The organism is Variovorax sp. 05N34 (assembly GCF_056397405.1).
On the sequence record NZ_JBFTNI010000004.1, the window covers coordinates 36,389 to 52,555 of the forward strand.

The window sequence follows — 16,167 nt, forward strand, 5'->3', positions numbered from 1 at the left end:
CGGGCTCCTCAGGCATGGACCTTGAACGAATCGGCGTACTGCTTGGGGTTCTTGCCGTCCCAAACGACGCCGTCGAACAGCTTGCTGGTGCGCATCGTTTCCTTGGGAAGCGGCGTGTTCGTAGCTGCCGCGGCCTGCTTGTAGACGTCGATGCGGTTGATCTGCGTGGCGACCTGCAGATAGTCGGGATGCTCCTTGAGGAGGCCCCAGCGCTTGTGCTGCGTGAGGAACCACATGCCGTCCGACAGGTACGGGAAGTTCACCGATCCGTCGTTGAAGAACTTCATGTAGTTCGGGTCGTCCCAACTCTTGCCGAGCCCGTTGGAGTAGCGGCCCAGGATCCGCTGGTTGATGGCGTCGACGTTGGTGTTGACGTAGCTCTTGTCGGCAATGGTTTCGGCCATCTTGTTCTTGTTCTGCAGACCGGTGTCGATCCACTTGCTGGCCTCCAGGATGGCCGCGGTCACTGCGCGCGCGGTATTGGGGTACTTCTTGACGAAGTCACCCGTCGTGCCGAGCACCTTTTCGGGGTGGTCCTTCCAGATGTCCTGCGTGGTCACAGCCGTGATGCCGATGCCGTCCATGATGGCGCGCTGACCCCACGGCTCGCCGACGCAATAGCCGTCCATGTTGCCCACGCGCATGTTCGCAACCATCTGCGGCGGAGGCACGGTGATGACCTTGGCGTCCTTCAGCGGATCGATGCCGTTGGCGGCCATCCAGTAATAGAGCCACATCGCGTGGGTGCCCGTGGGAAAGGTCTGCGCAAAGGTGTAGTCGACCTTGTTGGCCGCCATCACCTTGGCCAGCGAGGCGCCATCGACGGCACCCTTGTCGGCGAGCTTTTTCGACAGCGTGATCGCCTGGCCGTTGTTGTTGAGCGTCATCAGAACGGCCATGTCTTTCTTCGGCCCACCAATGCCTACGTGCACGCCATAAACCAGCCCATAGAGCACATGGGCAAAGTCCAATTCGCCGTTGACCAACTTGTCGCGCACGCCGGCCCAACTGGCTTCCTTGCTGGGCACGATCTTCACGCCGTACTTCTTGTCGATGCCCAGCACCGAGGCCATCACCACGCTGGCGCAGTCGGTCAGCGGAATGAAGCCGATCCTGACTTCTTCCTTCTCCGGCTTGTCGGATCCTTGGGCCCACACGGCCGCTCGCAACGCGGGGTCCAGCCCGACGACACCGGCAGCGGCGGCCTGCAGCACGCGTCTGCGACTCAGTTTGGAGGCAAGCGAATCGGTCATGGGGCGAACTCCGAAGGAAAGGGAAAAGGCAAAAACACAAAAAGCAAAAGCAAAAAAGGCGTCCTCACCGCGCAGGGGCTGCTCGAAAACGAGCCCTTGCGGGTGGGGACGCCTTTGTCCAGTTCGGTAGACCGTATCCGCCGTTGGATGCTGTCTATCTGTAGACCTTCATCGATCTGTGTTCTACGTATTGCAAACCCCGTGCCAATCTTTGCGGATGTGGTGCTGCTATCAAGAACATAGCAAACAATCCAATGATGGCGCAGTCCACCGACTGCTTTGGCGCGGACCTGCCCGGCGGCACGATCGTTGTGCGTCGCACCATTTCAGATCAGCTGCCGCTTTCAGGAAGCCACATCCCGGGGCAGAAATTCCGCCAGCGAGAGCACGGATTCGGCCACTTCGATCAGGCGCCGGCTTTGGTTCATCGCGGTGTGGCGCAGCATCTTGTGCGCTTCCTGTTCGCTGATGCCGCGGCGGGCCATCAGGAGGCCCTTGGCGCGTTCGACAAGCTTTCGTTCGTTGAGGGCAGCGCGCACGGTTTCCAACTCGTCGCTCATGGCCTGCAGACGGTGTGATTGCTCCTGGACCATGTCCAGAATGGAGCGCTCGAGTTGCCTGCCGTAGAGCGGTGCGCTGCCGGGCGACTGTGACCATACGGGCTCCTCGAAAAACGCCGCGGCCATCGGGTCAGCCGATTCGGTCACTCTTGGCAGCAGCGCTTCATGGGCCCGCAGTTCCGAATGTGCCTTCGCTGTTTTGTCCTTGCAGATTCGCTGCAGATCGGCGGCGAGCCGCTCTTCGACCCAGTGCATCGCGTCGATGCGTCGTGTGCAGCAGTCGAACCACGTCCGGCTCAGGTCCGGGTCGAGCATCACGCCCGGGGGTGCGGCGCAGGCGATTCGGCGCAGGCGTTCCTGTTCGGCGATTTGCTCCGGCGATTGGGTCGTGCGCCAGAGGTCGGCCACCGTCTCCGCAGAGAACTCGATGAAGAGCTGAAAACAACGCTCCTGCGAGTCGATCAGGTGCAGCCATTGCTGCTGCCGGCTGCTGTCGTTGCGCCCTGAAGCGAATGCAGCCGCGCCGCAGGCACGTTCCTGCCCGGCAAATTCCTTGCCCTGCATGAAATTGAAGAGCGCAACCAAGACGCGCGAGACCTCGGGGTCGGTGGCGCCGTCCGCTGCCTCGAATACCACCGCGAGCAGTCCGGACAGCAGCTTGGTATACGCAGTTGTCGATGCCGCCGCATCCAGTTCCAGGCATCCGATACGGCGGCGCAGTTCAGGAAGCCCGTCCAAGCCGGGCAGGACCCATGCGATGCGACTGAAGAGCCGCGCGCCGTTGCCGATGCGGGCGCTGTCGGTCTGCAGCAGGTCGAAGCTTTCGCGCGCTGCCGTCTCCATGTTCATGCTCTCGGCAATCTGCTCACTGCGCTGCGCAGCGAAGCGCTGTCCGCCAGAGGCCAGCCATACGTTGGAAATGCCGCGTTCGCGCTGCAATGCATGCACCAGTCTTCCGATGCTTCCGACCAGTTGGCCGGTGCGAGTCAGTTGCTCCAACCCTTCGATTTCGCAACGGAGGGCGGCGATCAGGAAACTCAGGCCGGATTTCATCAAAGGACTTGCAGCAACATCCGTGCCCCGCGATCGGGCGGCACCTACACTCGCCGCATGTCTGGCATGTTTGTATTGGGAATCGAGTCGTCCTGCGACGAAACCGGGGTGGCCTTGGTCGAGAGCGGCGCGAGCGGGCTGCCCCGCCTCGCAGCGCATGCGCTGCACAGCCAGATCGCGATGCACCAGGCCTATGGCGGTGTCGTGCCCGAACTCGCGAGCCGCGATCACATCCGGCGGGTGCTTCCTTTGGCCGAAACCGTCTTCGAGGATGCCGGCCGGCAACTGGCAAATGTCGACGTGGTGGCCTATACGCGAGGGCCTGGCTTGGCCGGCGCGCTCCTCGTGGGCGCTGGAGTGGCGTGCGCCCTCGGCGCGGCACTGGGCAAACCCGTCCTGGGCGTCCATCACCTCGAAGGGCATCTGCTTTCGCCTTTCCTCAGTGCCGATCCGCCGGAATTTCCCTTCGTCGCGCTTCTTGTGTCGGGCGGTCACACGCAGCTGATGCGGGTCGACGGGGTGGGCCGCTACGGACTACTGGGCGAGACGATCGATGACGCGGCGGGGGAGGCATTTGACAAGAGCGCCAAGCTGATGGGCTTGCCCTATCCGGGTGGTCCATGGCTTGCCAAGCTGGCGGAGCAGGGCCAAGCCACTGCTTTCAAGCTTCCGCGCCCATTGCTGCACAGCGGGGACCTGGACTTCTCGTTTGCGGGGCTGAAGACCGCGGTGCTCACCCAAGCCAAAAAGCTCGGCGACGAGCTTGAATCACGAAAGGCCGACCTCGCAGCGTCCACGCAAGCGGCCATCGTCGAAGTTCTCCTGAAAAAGTCGATCGCCGCTATCGAGCAAACGGGGCTCGATCGCTTGGTGGTGGCAGGCGGAGTTGGCGCGAACCGGGTGCTGCGCGAGCAACTGAATGCCGCATGCGCCAAGCGCGGGGTGCGGGTTCACTACCCCGAGTTGCACTTGTGCACCGACAACGGCGCAATGATCGCAATGGCCGCCGCGATGCGCCTCCAGGCCGGCATCCAGAGGCCGACCGAACGGTATGCCTTCGATGTCAAGCCGCGATGGCCGCTGGCGTCGCTGGATGCAGGGACGGAACCAGCCTAGGCGCTTTCCTGGACTGCTGCGGCAGGGGCAGCACGTCGAGCATCTTTCGCCACAGTTGAGACCACTGTGGCCAGTCATGGCCGCCTTCGGTGGTGAAGACGTGGTCGGTGGGGAGTGCATCAGCCAGCAGCCGATGATTGGCCGCAAACCGGTCGCTGAGGCCGAATCCGAGATAGAGCGGCGGGAGCTTCGCCGGCTGAGCGGGCGAAGCGTACTGCTGGAGCCACGGCCAGAGCTTGCGGTCCACCTCTTCGTCCGGCGCCGGGCCTTCGGGGGCCTTCCACGCGCGCAGGCCTCCTGCCTTTTGGATCTCCGCACCGACCGGTCGGCGACCGAGATAAGGGGCCAAGGTCACGATGCCATCGACGGTGCCCGGCTTTGCCAATTCATGAATCAGGGCACCAAAGCCGCCGATGGAGATTCCGACCAGCCAGATCTTCCGGTAGCCCGCCGCGCGTTGCGGCTCTATCACGTCCTGCTGCAGCCGCTCGATGAAAGTCTGGTCGTAGTAGTACGACACGTCGGCGTCCACCAGCAAGGAATCGGCARCGAGATCACGTTCCTGGATGGCGCTCACGAAGCCCTCGCGCTCGAACTCTTCGGGCTTCAGGAATGCGCCCGGAAGAAAGACCAGGAGGGTGTCCGATCGAGCATCGATTTCTGCAAGCTTCAGGTGCGTTTTCATGGTGCTTCTGTGAGCGACTTGCGCGGGATCTAGGGCAAACCCCACGTCTTAAGGGCGCGAATTAATACAAAGGCCTTGAAAAATACGTCACAGAACGTGACGTACTGCGCACGGATTGTGGTTCATAAATGCGTCAGGCCGGCAACCAAAAGTTACCGGCCCGTGCATTCAGGCTTTGTGAGCTTGCCCGCCCCGAGCCCGGGGCCACTTGGTGGTTCCAGAGCGCGGGCTGTGAAGCGACGCCGAAGGGGCGCGCTCGAGGGGCTCAGTTGATCGCCAATTGGGCGACGTTGCTGACCGGAATCAGCTTGCCCAGCTTGAGGCTCAGGACGCCATTTTCGAGCTTCGCTTCGCTCGCAGCAACGTCGATGTCCTGCGGCAGCTCGTAGGCGGCCTTGATCTGGCGCTTGGCTTCGGGCTTGCTTTCGATGCGAACCACAGCGCCTTCGATTCCGATCGTGAGGTCGTCGCGCGACAGGCCGGGGACATCGAGTGTCAAGGTCCAGGTCTTCTCGTCTTGCTCGACATTGAGCGAGCGTTGAGCGCCAGAGAAGGCGTCGTTGACGAACCGCTCCAGACTGCGGTCGTACGAACGCGGCACAAAGCGGGCGGTGCGGATAGCGGGTGCGAAAAACATGAGGAAGACTCCTGAGCAAAACGACAAGGACAAGAATGTGTGTCCCTTACACTGCGCGGCGTTTCAACAAGACAAGTGCCGCATGCCACCTCATCTAGGCATCGTGATGAGGCTTTCAAGACAATGAACTCAAGCTTTATTTGGCGTCGCAGGGCCTTGAAATTCGTCGCGGCGGCGCTAGGCGCGAGCGCGCTTTCGTCGCTCCATGCAAAGACGCAGGAGCCCATCCGGCTGGCGTTGATCGAGAGCATGAGCGGGCCTTTCGCCAACACAGGCGAGGCTGTGTTTCGCAATTTGCTGTGGGCTGTCGAGCGCGTCAATGCGCGTGGTGGCGTCAAGCTTCCCGGTGGCGCACGGCTCCTGCAGCTGGATCGCTATGACAGCAAAGGACAAAACGAAGAAGCGCTGTCCGCGTTGCGCGCTGCGATGGACGACGGCGCCCGCATCGTGCTGCAGGGCAACTCGTCCGCGACCGCCGCTGCGCTCATCGATGCCATCGACAAGAACAACGAGCGCAACCCTTCGAAGCGCGTGCTCTTCCTCAACTACTCGGCAGTCGATCCGATCCTCACCAACGAGCGCTGCAGCTTCTGGCATTTCCGATTCGACGCACACGCGGACATGCGTGTCACCGCGTTGATGCAGGTGCTCAGGGAGGACAAAGGGCTGCAGCGTGTGTACCTGATCGGGCAGGACTACAGCTTCGGCCAGTCGGTGCTCCGCGAATCGCGGCGCCAGCTTGCTCAGCTGCGGCCGGATGTGCAGATCGTCGGCGACGAATTGCATCCGATGGGGCGCGTGAAGGACTTCGCGCCCTATGCGGCCAAGATCCTTGCCAGCGGCGCGCAAGCCGTCATCACTGGCAATTGGGGAAACGACCTCACATTGCTGGTGAAAGCCGCGCGGGAGGCGGGTTTCAACGGCACCTTCTATACCTTCTATGGCAACGCGCTTGGCGCTCCCGCGGCAATAGGCGACGCGGGCGTCGGCCGTGTCGTTGCGGTCGCGGATTGGCTGCCGAACGTGCAGACACCTCAGTCGGAAGCCTTCTATAAGTCCTTCCGTGAGCGCTTTCCCAGCCCCTCCGACGACTACGTGCACATGCGCATGCAGCTGATGATCGAAGCTTTGGCGCAGGCGATGGAGCGTGCCGGAACCACGGACACCGTGGCAGTCGCCCGTGCACTCGAAAAGACCCACGTCACTTTCGCGGGCCAGAGCGGGCACATGCGCGCCGAGGACCACCAGTTCCAGCAGACACTGGTCGTCGGCATGATGGACAGGCAGGGCGCGCCCGGCGTCAAGTTCGACGTGGAAGGGTCTGGTTATGGTTTCCGCGTCGTCAAGACAATTTCGGCCAGCAACGCCGAGATGCCCACCAGCTGCAAGATGCAACGCCCCTGAATTCAAGGAAAAAGCCAGTGCGCCAAGCCATCCACAACCTCGAAGCCTCCAAGATCCGCGAAGTCGCGAATGCGGGCCTGGGCCGCAGCGACGTGCTCGCATTCTGGTTCGGCGAAAGCGACGAAGTCACTCCCGATGTGATTCGTCAGGCAGCCATCGAATCGCTGCAGCGCGGCGAGACTTTCTATGCTCACAACCTCGGCCTGCCTGAGCTGCGCGAGGCGGTAGCTCACTACATGAGCGGTCTGCATCCCAGGATCGAGTCGTCGCGAATCGCCATCACCTCGGGCGGGGTCAATGCACTGATGCTTGCGGTGCAGGCGCTCATCGATGCGGGCGACGAGGTGGTGGCCATCACCCCCGTCTGGCCGAATCTCACGGCGCAGCCCGCGATCCTCGGGGCGCGCGTCCGATGCGTTTCGTTGGTGCCCAAGGGAGGGCAATGGACCCTCGACTTGGACGCGCTACGCGCCGCGATCACGCCGGCCACCAAGCTTCTCATCGTCAACGCGCCGAACAATCCGACCGGATGGACTCTCAGCCGCCCGGAACAGGAGGCAATCCTCAAGCATTGCCGCTCGACGGGGACGTGGATCCTCTCGGATGAGGTCTACGAGCGCCTCTACTACGAAGAGGCCCCAAATCGGTGCGCGCCCAGCTTTCTCGACGTCGCCGCGCCCGACGACCGCCTGATCGTCGCCCACAGCTTCTCCAAGAGCTTCCTGATGACCGGCTGGAGGCTYGGCTGGTTGGTCTTGCCGCCCGTGCTCATGGAGGGGATGGGCAAGTTAATCGAATTCAACACCTCGTGCGCCAGCGTCTTCACGCAGCGTGCAGCGATCGCGGCGTTGGCCCACACCGACGAAATCACTCCACGAGTTGTCGCGCACCTGAAATCCTGCCGAGACACCCTGGTGCCATTGCTGGCCGCATTGCCGGGCGTCGAGGTCGCCCCCGCGCGCGGCGGCATGTACGCGTTCTTCAAGCTGGAAGGCTTCGACGACTCCCTGGCAGTCGCCAAGCGCCTTGTCGCCGAGGCCGGCCTTGGCCWTGCCCCCGGCAACGCCTTCGCCCCCGAAGCCCAAGGCTGGCTCCGCTGGTGCTTCGCCTCCAAGGACAAGCACCGCCTGGTCGAGGGCGTAGACCGCCTGAAAAGTTGGCTGGCTAACCAACGAAAGTCGTGAAATAACGCGGAACCGGCTTGGCCGGGCCGCTGGTATTGCCCCCGGGTAGGGGGTGGAGAGCGACACGAAGTGCGCGAGCCTGGGGGCGAGCTATAATCCCCCCGCTTTGCATACCGCAAGGCGCACGGTATGGGCAGTTCCAGCGCGTACCGCAAGTCAAACATCCCGGAACAGGAAAATCAAATGATCGCAGCCTCCATCAAGGCCGAAGTTGTCAAGGACAATGCCCGCGCCGCCAACGACACCGGTAGCCCGGAAGTGCAAGTCGCACTGCTGACCGCCCGTATCAACGAACTCACCCCACACTTCAAGACGCACGCCAAGGACCACCATGGTCGTCGCGGCCTTCTGCGCATGGTGAGCCGCCGTCGCAAGTTGTTGGACTATCTGAAGTCCAAGGACGCCGAACGTTACACCGCGCTGATCGCCAAGCTGGGTCTGCGCAAGTAAAACCGAATCGCATGAAAGAACGCCTGGGTTAGTCCGCTAGCTCAGGCGTTTTTTACTTCGCGAATCGTTTCTGGAGTGCCGAACAGAGCGAAGCTGTGTCATTCCAACGAAGTTCCGCCGAGCTTCTCTGGAATGGCATCGTGTTCTGAAAAGCGCTCCGTCCCTGCGGCGACCCGTGACCATCACCCGTCGATCCGCCGATAAAAACAGGAGCTAAACATGAGCCTCTTCAACAAAGTCACCAAGTCCTTCCAGTGGGGCGGCAAGACCGTCGTCATGGAAACTGGCGAGATCGCTCGCCAGGCTACCGGCGCCGTCACTGTAGACATCGAAGGCACCGTCGTTCTCGCAACTGTGGTTGCATCGAAATCGGCCAAGCCTGGCCAGGACTTCTTCCCCCTGACCGTCGATTACATCGAGAAAACCTACGCAGCCGGCAAGATCCCCGGCAGCTTCTTCAAGCGGGAAGCCAAGCCCAGCGAGCACGAAACGCTCACTTCGCGCCTGATCGATCGCCCCATTCGTCCGCTGTTTCCCGAAGGGTTCCTGAACGAAGTGCACGTGGTGATCCACACGCTCTCGCTCAACCCCGAAGTCGACGCCGACATCGCTGCCATGGTCGCTGTGAGCGCCGCTCTGTCGGTCTCCGGTATCCCTTTCAGCGGCCCCATCGGCGCCGCACGTGTGGGCTATATCAATGGCCAGTACGTGCTCAACCCCGGCCAGACCGCGCGCAAGGATTCGCAGATGGATCTGGTCGTCGCCGGAACTGAAGCGGCCGTGCTCATGGTCGAATCCGAAGCCCTGCAACTGAGCGAAGAAGTGATGCTCGGCGGTGTGGTGTTCGGCCACGAACAAGCCAACATCGCGATCAACGCGATCCATGAGCTCGTGCGCGACGCCGGTAAGCCCGTGTGGGACTGGCAGCCGCCTGCTGAAGACGAAGGCTTCGTCGCCAAGGTCAAGGGCCTGGCTGAAGAAAAACTCCGCGCCGTCTACCAGATCCGCAGCAAGCAAGCCCGCACGCAAGCACTGCGCGAGGCCAACGCCAGTGTCATGGACGCACTCAAGCAAAGCGGTGAGCCTTTCGATGCCGGCAAGGTCAACGACCTGCTGTTCAGCATCGAATCGAAGATCGTGCGCGGCCAGATCCTCGCTGGCGAACCCCGCATCGACGGTCGCGATACGCGAACCGTGCGCCCGATCGAGATCCGCAACAGCGTGCTGCCGCGCACGCACGGTTCTGCGCTGTTCACCCGTGGCGAGACCCAGGCGCTGGTCGTGACCACTCTTGGAACCGAGCGTGACGCGCAGCGCATCGACGCCCTGGCTGGCGAATACGAAGACCGCTTCCTGTTCCACTACAACATGCCTCCCTTCGCAACTGGCGAAGTTGGTCGCATGGGCTCGACAAAGCGCCGCGAAATCGGCCATGGCCGACTTGCGAAGCGCGCACTGGTTGCGTGCCTCCCCAGCAAGGAAGAGTTCCCCTACACGGTTCGGGTCGTTTCGGAGATTACCGAGTCCAACGGTTCTTCATCGATGGCTTCAGTCTGCGGCGGCTGCCTCTCGATGATGGATGCAGGCGTGCCCATGAAGGCGCACGTGGCCGGCATTGCCATGGGCCTGATCAAGGAAGACAACCGATTTGCCGTGCTGACCGATATCCTGGGCGATGAAGATCACCTGGGTGACATGGACTTCAAGGTTGCCGGCACGACCAACGGCATCACCGCACTTCAGATGGACATCAAGATCCAGGGCATCACCAAGGAAATCATGCAGGTCGCTTTGGCGCAAGCCAAGGAAGCCCGCATGCACATCCTCGGCAAGATGCAGGAAGCGATGGGCGAGGCCAAGGCGGAGGTGTCCAGCTTTGCGCCGCGCCTCTTCACGATGAAGATTAATCCCGAAAAGATCCGCGACGTGATCGGCAAGGGCGGCTCCGTGATCCGCGCGCTGACCGAAGAGACCGGCACCCAAATCAATATCGACGAAGACGGCACGATCACCATCGCGTCGACGGATCCGGCGAAGGCCGAAGAGGCCAAGAAGCGCATCGAGCAGATCACTGCCGAGGTCGAAATCGGCAAGGTCTACGAAGGACCGGTCACGAAGATCCTGGACTTCGGCGCGTTGATCAACCTCCTGCCCGGCAAGGACGGCCTGCTGCACATCAGCCAGATCGCGCACGAGCGCGTGGAGAAGGTGACCGACTATTTGAGCGAAGGCCAGATCGTGAAGGTCAAGGTTCTCGAGACCGACGAAAAGGGCCGGGTCAAGCTGTCAATGAAGGCGCTGGCCGAGCGTCCGGCCGGCATGGAGTTCAGCGAGCGTCCCCCGCGTGAAGACCGTGGTGATCGCGGCGACCGCGGTGACCGCCGCGAGCGTTCGGATCGTGGCGATCGTCCGCCACGTGCAGATCGCGCGCCGCGCTTCGAGAACAACGAGCGTGCTGGCGAACAGGCTGAGCCAGTGGCCGAACAGGCCCCCGTGCAAGAGGCGAATCGCGGCGACAACCAAGCCTGATGAGGTGCGATGGCGGCACGAGCCGCTGTCGTGCTTCCTGATCATGCGCAGCCGGACGTTGGCTCGCACTCGTCGGAAAGACCATGAAAGCCATTGAGATCACATCGTTCGGAACCCCAGAGGTGCTTCGCATGGTGGAGCGTCCGGCGCCCGTAGCGGGCGAGGGCGAACTACTCATTCGCGTGGCCGCAAGCGGCGTGAATCGTCCGGACGTGCTGCAGCGAATGGGCCACTATCCGGTGCCTCCAGGTGCATCGGATCTGCCCGGGCTTGAAGTCGCCGGCGAAATCGTGGCCGGCGACCCAAGCGCTCTCGCAGACGCAGGCTTGAAGGTCGGCGATCACGTTTGCGCGCTGATCRCTGGCGGTGGCTATGCCGAGCTGTGCGTCGCTCCCGTGGCGCAATGCCTGCCCGTTCCCCGGGGCTGGACCGACATCGAAGCCGCCACCCTGCCGGAGACATTCTTCACCGTCTGGAGCAATGTGTTCGAGCGCGGCCGTCTGCAGAAGGGCGAAACCTTGCTGATTCAAGGCGGCTCGAGCGGCATTGGCGTCACGGCGATTCAACTTGGCAAGGCGCTGGGCGCCACGGTGATCGTGACGGCAGGCAGCGATGAGAAGTGCGATGCTTGCAGAAAGCTCGGCGCTGATCACGCGATCAACTACAAGACTGCAGACTTCGTCGAAGAGGCTAAGCGTCTCACGGGCGGCAAGGGCGTCGACGTGGTTCTCGATATGGTTGCCGGCAACTATGTGACGCGAGAAATCGAATGCCTGGCCGAAGACGGTCGCTTGGTCATCATTGCGGTGCAGGGGGGTGTAAATAGCGAGTTCAACGCCGGCCTGGTTTTGCGCAAGCGCCTCACCATCACTGGCTCGACTCTTCGTCCCCGGCCAATCGCATTCAAGGGAGCGATTGCCAAAGCGCTGCGAGAGAAGGTGTGGCCTCTGCTTGAGGATGGCGCGGTCAAGCCGGTGATCCACAGTAGCTTCGCCGCCGATGGCGAGCCAAGCGGTGCCGCACAGGCGCACACTCTGATGGAATCCAACCAGCACATCGGCAAGATCGTGCTGACCTGGTGAGCAAGAGAGAAATGAAAAAGAGAAAGCTGATCGCGGGCAACTGGAAGATGAACGGCAGCCTTGCGGCCAACGAGGCGCTCGTGAAGGCATTGGTGCAGGGTCTCCATGCACCTGCATGCGATGTTGCAGTATGTGTGCCGGCGCCGTATCTGGCACAGGTTCAGTCGCTCGTTACCGGTTCGCCCTTGGCGTTGGGTGCGCAGGATGTGTCGGCGCAACCGCAGGGAGCCTTCACCGGCGAACAGTCGGTTGCGATGTTGAAGGAATTCGGCGTCCGCTACGTCATCGTTGGACACTCGGAACGTCGTCAATATCACAGCGAGACGGATGAGTTGGTTGCTGCAAAAACGGCCATCGCGCTGGCGAATGGAGTCACTCCCGTCGTCTGCGTCGGTGAAACGCTTGCACAGCGCGAAGCAGGAGAGACCGAAGAAGTCGTCAAGCGTCAATTGGCCGCGGTGATTCATGTGAATGGCCATTGCATCAGCGAAATCGTGGTGGCTTACGAGCCCGTCTGGGCCATTGGCACAGGCAAGACAGCCACGCCGGAGCAGGCGCAGGCAGTGCATGCGCTGCTGCGCGCGCAACTCCACCATGCGGCGAGCGAACACGCGAGCGATATCCGGATCCTCTACGGAGGAAGCATGAACGCGGGCAACGCAGCCGAGTTGCTCGCGCAGCCCGACATCGACGGCGGCTTGATCGGCGGCGCGTCGCTCAAAGCCCCCGATTTTCTGCAGATCATCGCCGCCGCGTGATCGACGTGCGCCCAAACAATTAGGAGTTAAAACGAATGAATGTGGTCCTTAATATCTTGGTAGGCGTGCAGATGCTTACGGCCTTGGCGATGATTGGCCTGATCCTGGTCCAGCACGGCAAGGGCGCGGACATGGGCGCCGCGTTTGGCAGCGGAAGCGCTGGCAGCTTGTTCGGTGCGAGCGGCAGCGCGAACTTCCTGTCTCGGACGACCGCGGTGCTGGCGGTCGTATTCTTTGCATGCACGTTGCTGCTCGCGTATTTCGGTCATGCGCGCCCGGCGGGCGGCGGCAGCCTGCTCGAGCGCGCTGCGGTCGCACCCGCGCCAGCACCGGCTCCGGCTGCTCCCGCGTCGCCTGCGGAGATCCCGTCGGGCAGCGCGCCTGCTGCACCAGCGACCGGCGCCCCCCCAACGGCGCCAGCTGCACCTGCTTCAGGCGCCGCTCAGATCCCGAGCAAATAAAGCTGTTGTGATCTCTGTGCCGTTGGCTGAAAACGGTACTTTTTCAGGGTAAACTCTAAAGCTGTTCCGGAAAGCCAAAGCCTTTGGGTTCCTCATGCCATTCGGACAGACAAAACCGCGGTCGTGGTGAAATTGGTAGACACGCTATCTTGAGGGGGTAGTGGCGAAAGCTGTGCGAGTTCGAGTCTCGCCGACCGCACCAAATCTCACTGGCAAGGATCCTGCTCCTTGCCAGTGGCAAGCGGTGATAGAGCCCCCTGATGAACCTCGATTCCTACCTCCCCGTCCTGTTGTTCATTCTGGTCGGTGTCGGTGTCGGCGTCGCACCTCAGGTTCTGGGCTACATCCTCGGCCCGAACCGGCCTGATGCTCAAAAAAATTCCCCCTACGAATGCGGCTTTGAAGCTTTCGAAGACGCCCGGATGAAGTTCGACGTACGGTACTACCTCGTCGCCATTCTCTTCATCCTTTTTGATCTCGAAATTGCATTTCTCTTTCCATGGGCTATTGCGCTCAAGGAGATTGGTGCGGTCGGCTTCTGGGCGATGATGATATTTCTCGCCATCCTCGTCGTAGGGTTCGCCTACGAGTGGAAAAAGGGTGCGCTCGACTGGGAATGACAAGGAATCCCGAAAATGGCCATTGAAGGCGTCATGAAGGAAGGCTTCGTCACCACGACATACGATTCCGTGGTGAACTGGGCCAAGACTGGATCTCTATGGCCCATGACCTTTGGTCTGGCCTGCTGTGCTGTTGAGATGATGCATGCGGGAGCTGCCCGCTATGACATCGACCGCTTTGGCATGTTGTTTCGCCCCAGCCCGCGCCAGTCCGACCTGATGATCGTGGCTGGTACGCTGTGCAACAAGATGGCGCCTGCGTTGCGGAAGGTCTACGACCAGATGCCGGAGCCGCGTTGGGTTCTCTCGATGGGTTCGTGCGCCAATGGCGGCGGCTACTACCACTACAGCTATTCGGTTGTGCGTGGATGTGACCGCATCGTGCCGGTAGATGTCTATGTTCCTGGTTGCCCGCCGACTGCCGAGGCTCTCTTGTACGGGGTGATTCAACTCCAGCAAAAGATTCGTCGTACCAACACCATTGCGCGCGCCTGAAGCGAAAGACGATGACTGATTTCGCCATCTCTCCCGAAGCGCTTCGCACCCAGATTTCCGAAACCCTTGGCTCCAAAGCAAAGAGCGTCACGCTCGCGCTTGGCGAGGTGACGGCCGTTGTGGATGCTGCTGATTACCTGGCTGTTGCGACTCTGCTTCGCGATGCACCCGGCTGTCGGTTCGAGCAACTCATGGATCTTTGCGGCATGGACTATTCCGGCTATCGCGATGGCGAATGGCAGGGCGAGCGTTTCTGCGTGGTATCCCATTTGCTTTCGGTCAGTCTCAATCAACGCGTCCGCCTCAAAGTGTTCGTGCCGAATGAAGACTTGCCTGTGGTCGATTCCCTGACGAGCGTCTGGAATGCTGCGGGTTGGTTCGAGCGCGAAGCCTTTGATCTTTACGGAATCGTCTTTGAAGGTCACGACGACCTGCGTCGACTTCTGACTGACTACGGTTTCATCGGGCATCCTTTCCGCAAGGATTTCCCTGTCTCCGGTCACGTCGAGATGCGCTACGACCCCGAGCAGAAGCGCGTGATCTATCAGCCGGTTTCGATCGAGCCGCGCGAAATCACGCCCAGGGTTATTCGCGAAGACAACTACGGCGGATTGCACTGATGGCCGAAATCAAAAACTACACGCTCAACTTCGGGCCCCAGCACCCCGCAGCGCACGGGGTATTGCGACTCGTGCTGGAGTTGGATGGCGAAGTCATTCAGCGCGCAGATCCGCATATCGGGCTTCTTCATCGCGCCACCGAAAAGCTCGCGGAGTCGCGCACGTTCATCCAGTCGTTGCCCTATATGGATCGTCTCGACTACGTGTCGATGATGAGCAACGAGCATGCGTACTGCCTTGCCATCGAGCGCCTGATGGGCCTCGAGGTGCCCATCCGCGCGCAATACATCCGCGTCATGTTCGCCGAGATCACGCGCCTGCTGAATCACTTGCTGTGGTTGGGCGCGCACGGGCTCGACTGCGGCGCGATGAACATGCTCATCTACTGCTTTCGCGAGCGGGAAGATTTGTTCGATTTGTACGAAGCTGTGTCGGGTGCACGCATGCATGCGGCTTACTTTCGTCCAGGCGGCGTCTATCGCGATTTGCCAGACTCGATGCCGCAGTACAAGGCGAGCAAGATCAAAAACGCGAAGGCCATCGAGCGGCTCAACGAAAACCGCCGCGGTTCGATGCTGGACTTCGTTGACGACTTCTGCAAGCGTTTTCCGAAGATGGTCGACGAGTACGAGACGCTGCTCACCGACAACCGGATCTGGAAGCAGCGCACCGTCGGTATCGGCGTGGTGTCGCCTGAGCGGGCTCTGAACCTCGGCTTTACGGGCCCGATGCTGCGCGGCTCCGGCATCGAATGGGACCTGCGCAAAAAGCAGCCCTACGACGTCTATGACCGAATGGAATTCGACGTGCCGGTCGGCAAGACCGGTGACTGCTACGACCGCTATCTTGTGCGGGTCGAAGAGATGCGCCAAGCCAACCGCATCATTCAGCAATGCTCGGCATGGCTGCGTGCGAACCCGGGCCCGGTGATCACCGACAACCACAAGGTTGCCGCGCCAGCGCGCGAATCGATGAAGGCGAACATGGAGGAGTTGATCCACCATTTCAAACTCTTCACCGAAGGCTTCCACGTTCCCGAAGGTGAGGCGTATGCCGCCGTCGAGCACCCGAAGGGCGAGTTCGGGATCTATCTCGTCAGTGACGGCGCGAACAAGCCGTATCGCCTCAAGATCCGTGCGCCGGGCTTCCCCCACCTCGCGGCTCTGGACGAAATGTCTCGTGGACACATGATTGCCGACGCGGTCGCCGTGATAGGCACGATGGACATCGTGTTCGGCGAAATCGACAGGTGAGTGCATT

16 protein-coding genes and 1 tRNA gene are annotated in these 16,167 nt (G+C 61.5%); 13 read left to right on the forward strand and 4 right to left on the reverse strand.

Annotation, left to right across the window (positions count from 1 at the left end; all coding sequences use genetic code 11):
- Positions 1 to 8: 8 nt before the first annotated feature.
- On the reverse strand, positions 9 to 1,253 hold the full coding sequence (locus AC1DMA_RS12105; protein ID WP_478144340.1) for a CmpA/NrtA family ABC transporter substrate-binding protein: 1,245 nt from the start codon (positions 1,251 to 1,253) through the stop codon (positions 9 to 11).
- Between the two features lie 344 nt (positions 1,254 to 1,597).
- Positions 1,598 to 2,866 carry a nitrate- and nitrite sensing domain-containing protein gene (locus AC1DMA_RS12110; RefSeq protein ID WP_478144341.1) on the reverse strand — a complete coding sequence of 423 codons (1,269 nt, stop codon included), beginning with the start codon at positions 2,864 to 2,866 and terminating at the stop codon, positions 1,598 to 1,600.
- Positions 2,867 to 2,932: 66 nt separating this feature from the next.
- Here AC1DMA_RS12110 and tsaD point away from each other — a divergent pair, with 66 nt between their 5' ends.
- Positions 2,933 to 3,982, forward strand: a complete 1,050-nt coding sequence (gene tsaD / locus AC1DMA_RS12115) for a tRNA (adenosine(37)-N6)-threonylcarbamoyltransferase complex transferase subunit TsaD (protein ID WP_478144342.1) — start codon at positions 2,933 to 2,935, stop codon at positions 3,980 to 3,982.
- Here the strand turns inward: tsaD and AC1DMA_RS12120 are convergent.
- A complete protein-coding gene (locus AC1DMA_RS12120; RefSeq protein WP_478144343.1) occupies positions 3,930 to 4,667 on the reverse strand; it encodes an alpha/beta hydrolase in 738 nt (245 codons plus the stop codon). The genes tsaD and AC1DMA_RS12120 overlap by 53 nt on opposite strands.
- Before the next feature lie 265 nt (positions 4,668 to 4,932).
- Entirely contained in the window at positions 4,933 to 5,304 is a 372-nt protein-coding gene (locus tag AC1DMA_RS12125; protein ID WP_478123919.1) for an Hsp20/alpha crystallin family protein, read from the reverse strand.
- 123 nt (positions 5,305 to 5,427) lie between these two features.
- Between AC1DMA_RS12125 and AC1DMA_RS12130 the strand changes: the two genes are divergently transcribed.
- The 12 genes from AC1DMA_RS12130 to AC1DMA_RS12185 all read left to right on the forward strand — a co-directional run bounded on the left by AC1DMA_RS12130 (position 5,428) and on the right by AC1DMA_RS12185 (position 16,160).
- Complete coding sequence (locus AC1DMA_RS12130; protein ID WP_478144344.1) at positions 5,428 to 6,708, forward strand: branched-chain amino acid ABC transporter substrate-binding protein; 1,281 nt, start codon at positions 5,428 to 5,430, stop codon at positions 6,706 to 6,708.
- Positions 6,705 to 7,892, forward strand: coding sequence for a pyridoxal phosphate-dependent aminotransferase (locus tag AC1DMA_RS12135; protein WP_478144644.1), 1,188 nt, complete (start codon positions 6,705 to 6,707; stop codon positions 7,890 to 7,892). Before AC1DMA_RS12130 ends, AC1DMA_RS12135 begins: the two co-directional genes overlap by 4 nt.
- Positions 7,893 to 8,075: 183 nt before the next feature.
- Complete coding sequence (rpsO, locus tag AC1DMA_RS12140) at positions 8,076 to 8,342, forward strand: 30S ribosomal protein S15 (RefSeq protein ID WP_056579564.1); 267 nt, start codon at positions 8,076 to 8,078, stop codon at positions 8,340 to 8,342.
- Positions 8,343 to 8,561: 219 nt separating this feature from the next.
- On the forward strand, positions 8,562 to 10,871 hold the full coding sequence (gene pnp, locus AC1DMA_RS12145; protein ID WP_478123917.1) for a polyribonucleotide nucleotidyltransferase: 2,310 nt from the start codon (positions 8,562 to 8,564) through the stop codon (positions 10,869 to 10,871).
- A gap of 83 nt (positions 10,872 to 10,954) precedes the next feature.
- Positions 10,955 to 11,953 carry an NAD(P)H-quinone oxidoreductase gene (locus AC1DMA_RS12150; protein ID WP_478144345.1) on the forward strand — a complete coding sequence of 333 codons (999 nt, stop codon included), beginning with the start codon at positions 10,955 to 10,957 and terminating at the stop codon, positions 11,951 to 11,953.
- Positions 11,954 to 11,964: 11 nt separating this feature from the next.
- The gene (tpiA, locus tag AC1DMA_RS12155; protein WP_478123915.1) at positions 11,965 to 12,711 is read left to right on the forward strand and encodes a triose-phosphate isomerase; all 747 of its coding nucleotides are present in this window, start codon (positions 11,965 to 11,967) and stop codon (positions 12,709 to 12,711) included.
- Between the two features lie 35 nt (positions 12,712 to 12,746).
- A complete protein-coding gene (secG, locus tag AC1DMA_RS12160) occupies positions 12,747 to 13,172 on the forward strand; it encodes a preprotein translocase subunit SecG (RefSeq protein WP_478123914.1) in 426 nt (141 codons plus the stop codon).
- A gap of 117 nt (positions 13,173 to 13,289) precedes the next feature.
- Positions 13,290 to 13,374 (forward strand) — tRNA-Leu (locus AC1DMA_RS12165).
- 58 nt (positions 13,375 to 13,432) lie between these two features.
- Positions 13,433 to 13,792 carry an NADH-quinone oxidoreductase subunit A gene (locus tag AC1DMA_RS12170; protein WP_478103536.1) on the forward strand — a complete coding sequence of 120 codons (360 nt, stop codon included), beginning with the start codon at positions 13,433 to 13,435 and terminating at the stop codon, positions 13,790 to 13,792.
- A gap of 15 nt (positions 13,793 to 13,807) precedes the next feature.
- Positions 13,808 to 14,287: a NuoB/complex I 20 kDa subunit family protein gene (locus AC1DMA_RS12175; protein ID WP_012748606.1), complete on the forward strand. Its 480-nt coding sequence runs from the start codon at positions 13,808 to 13,810 to the stop codon at positions 14,285 to 14,287.
- An 11-nt stretch (positions 14,288 to 14,298) separates the two neighbouring features.
- Entirely contained in the window at positions 14,299 to 14,907 is a 609-nt protein-coding gene (locus AC1DMA_RS12180; RefSeq protein ID WP_478123998.1) for an NADH-quinone oxidoreductase subunit C, read from the forward strand.
- Entirely contained in the window at positions 14,907 to 16,160 is a 1,254-nt protein-coding gene (locus AC1DMA_RS12185; RefSeq protein WP_478123912.1) for an NADH-quinone oxidoreductase subunit D, read from the forward strand. Before AC1DMA_RS12180 ends, AC1DMA_RS12185 begins: the two co-directional genes overlap by 1 nt.
- Positions 16,161 to 16,167 lie beyond the last annotated feature (7 nt).

Excerpts from the sequence above, each read along its gene's own strand:
- AC1DMA_RS12180 (WP_478123998.1), top strand. The coding sequence starts at position 14,299 with ATGACTGATTTCGCCATCTCTCCCGAAGCGCTTCGCACCCAGATTTCC.
- AC1DMA_RS12185 (WP_478123912.1), top strand. The coding sequence starts at position 14,907 with ATGGCCGAAATCAAAAACTACACGCTCAACTTCGGGCCCCAGCACCCC.
- AC1DMA_RS12130 (WP_478144344.1), top strand. The coding sequence starts at position 5,428 with ATGAACTCAAGCTTTATTTGGCGTCGCAGGGCCTTGAAATTCGTCGCG.
- AC1DMA_RS12105 (WP_478144340.1), bottom strand. The coding sequence starts at position 1,253 with ATGACCGATTCGCTTGCCTCCAAACTGAGTCGCAGACGCGTGCTGCAG.
- AC1DMA_RS12125 (WP_478123919.1), bottom strand. The coding sequence starts at position 5,304 with ATGTTTTTCGCACCCGCTATCCGCACCGCCCGCTTTGTGCCGCGTTCG.
- pnp (WP_478123917.1), top strand. The coding sequence starts at position 8,562 with ATGAGCCTCTTCAACAAAGTCACCAAGTCCTTCCAGTGGGGCGGCAAG.
- tpiA (WP_478123915.1), top strand. The coding sequence starts at position 11,965 with ATGAAAAAGAGAAAGCTGATCGCGGGCAACTGGAAGATGAACGGCAGC.
- secG (WP_478123914.1), top strand. The coding sequence starts at position 12,747 with ATGAATGTGGTCCTTAATATCTTGGTAGGCGTGCAGATGCTTACGGCC.
- AC1DMA_RS12110 (WP_478144341.1), bottom strand. The coding sequence starts at position 2,866 with ATGAAATCCGGCCTGAGTTTCCTGATCGCCGCCCTCCGTTGCGAAATC.
- tsaD (WP_478144342.1), top strand. The coding sequence starts at position 2,933 with ATGTTTGTATTGGGAATCGAGTCGTCCTGCGACGAAACCGGGGTGGCC.
- AC1DMA_RS12175 (WP_012748606.1), top strand. The coding sequence starts at position 13,808 with ATGGCCATTGAAGGCGTCATGAAGGAAGGCTTCGTCACCACGACATAC.
- rpsO (WP_056579564.1), top strand. The coding sequence starts at position 8,076 with ATGATCGCAGCCTCCATCAAGGCCGAAGTTGTCAAGGACAATGCCCGC.
- AC1DMA_RS12170 (WP_478103536.1), top strand. The coding sequence starts at position 13,433 with ATGAACCTCGATTCCTACCTCCCCGTCCTGTTGTTCATTCTGGTCGGT.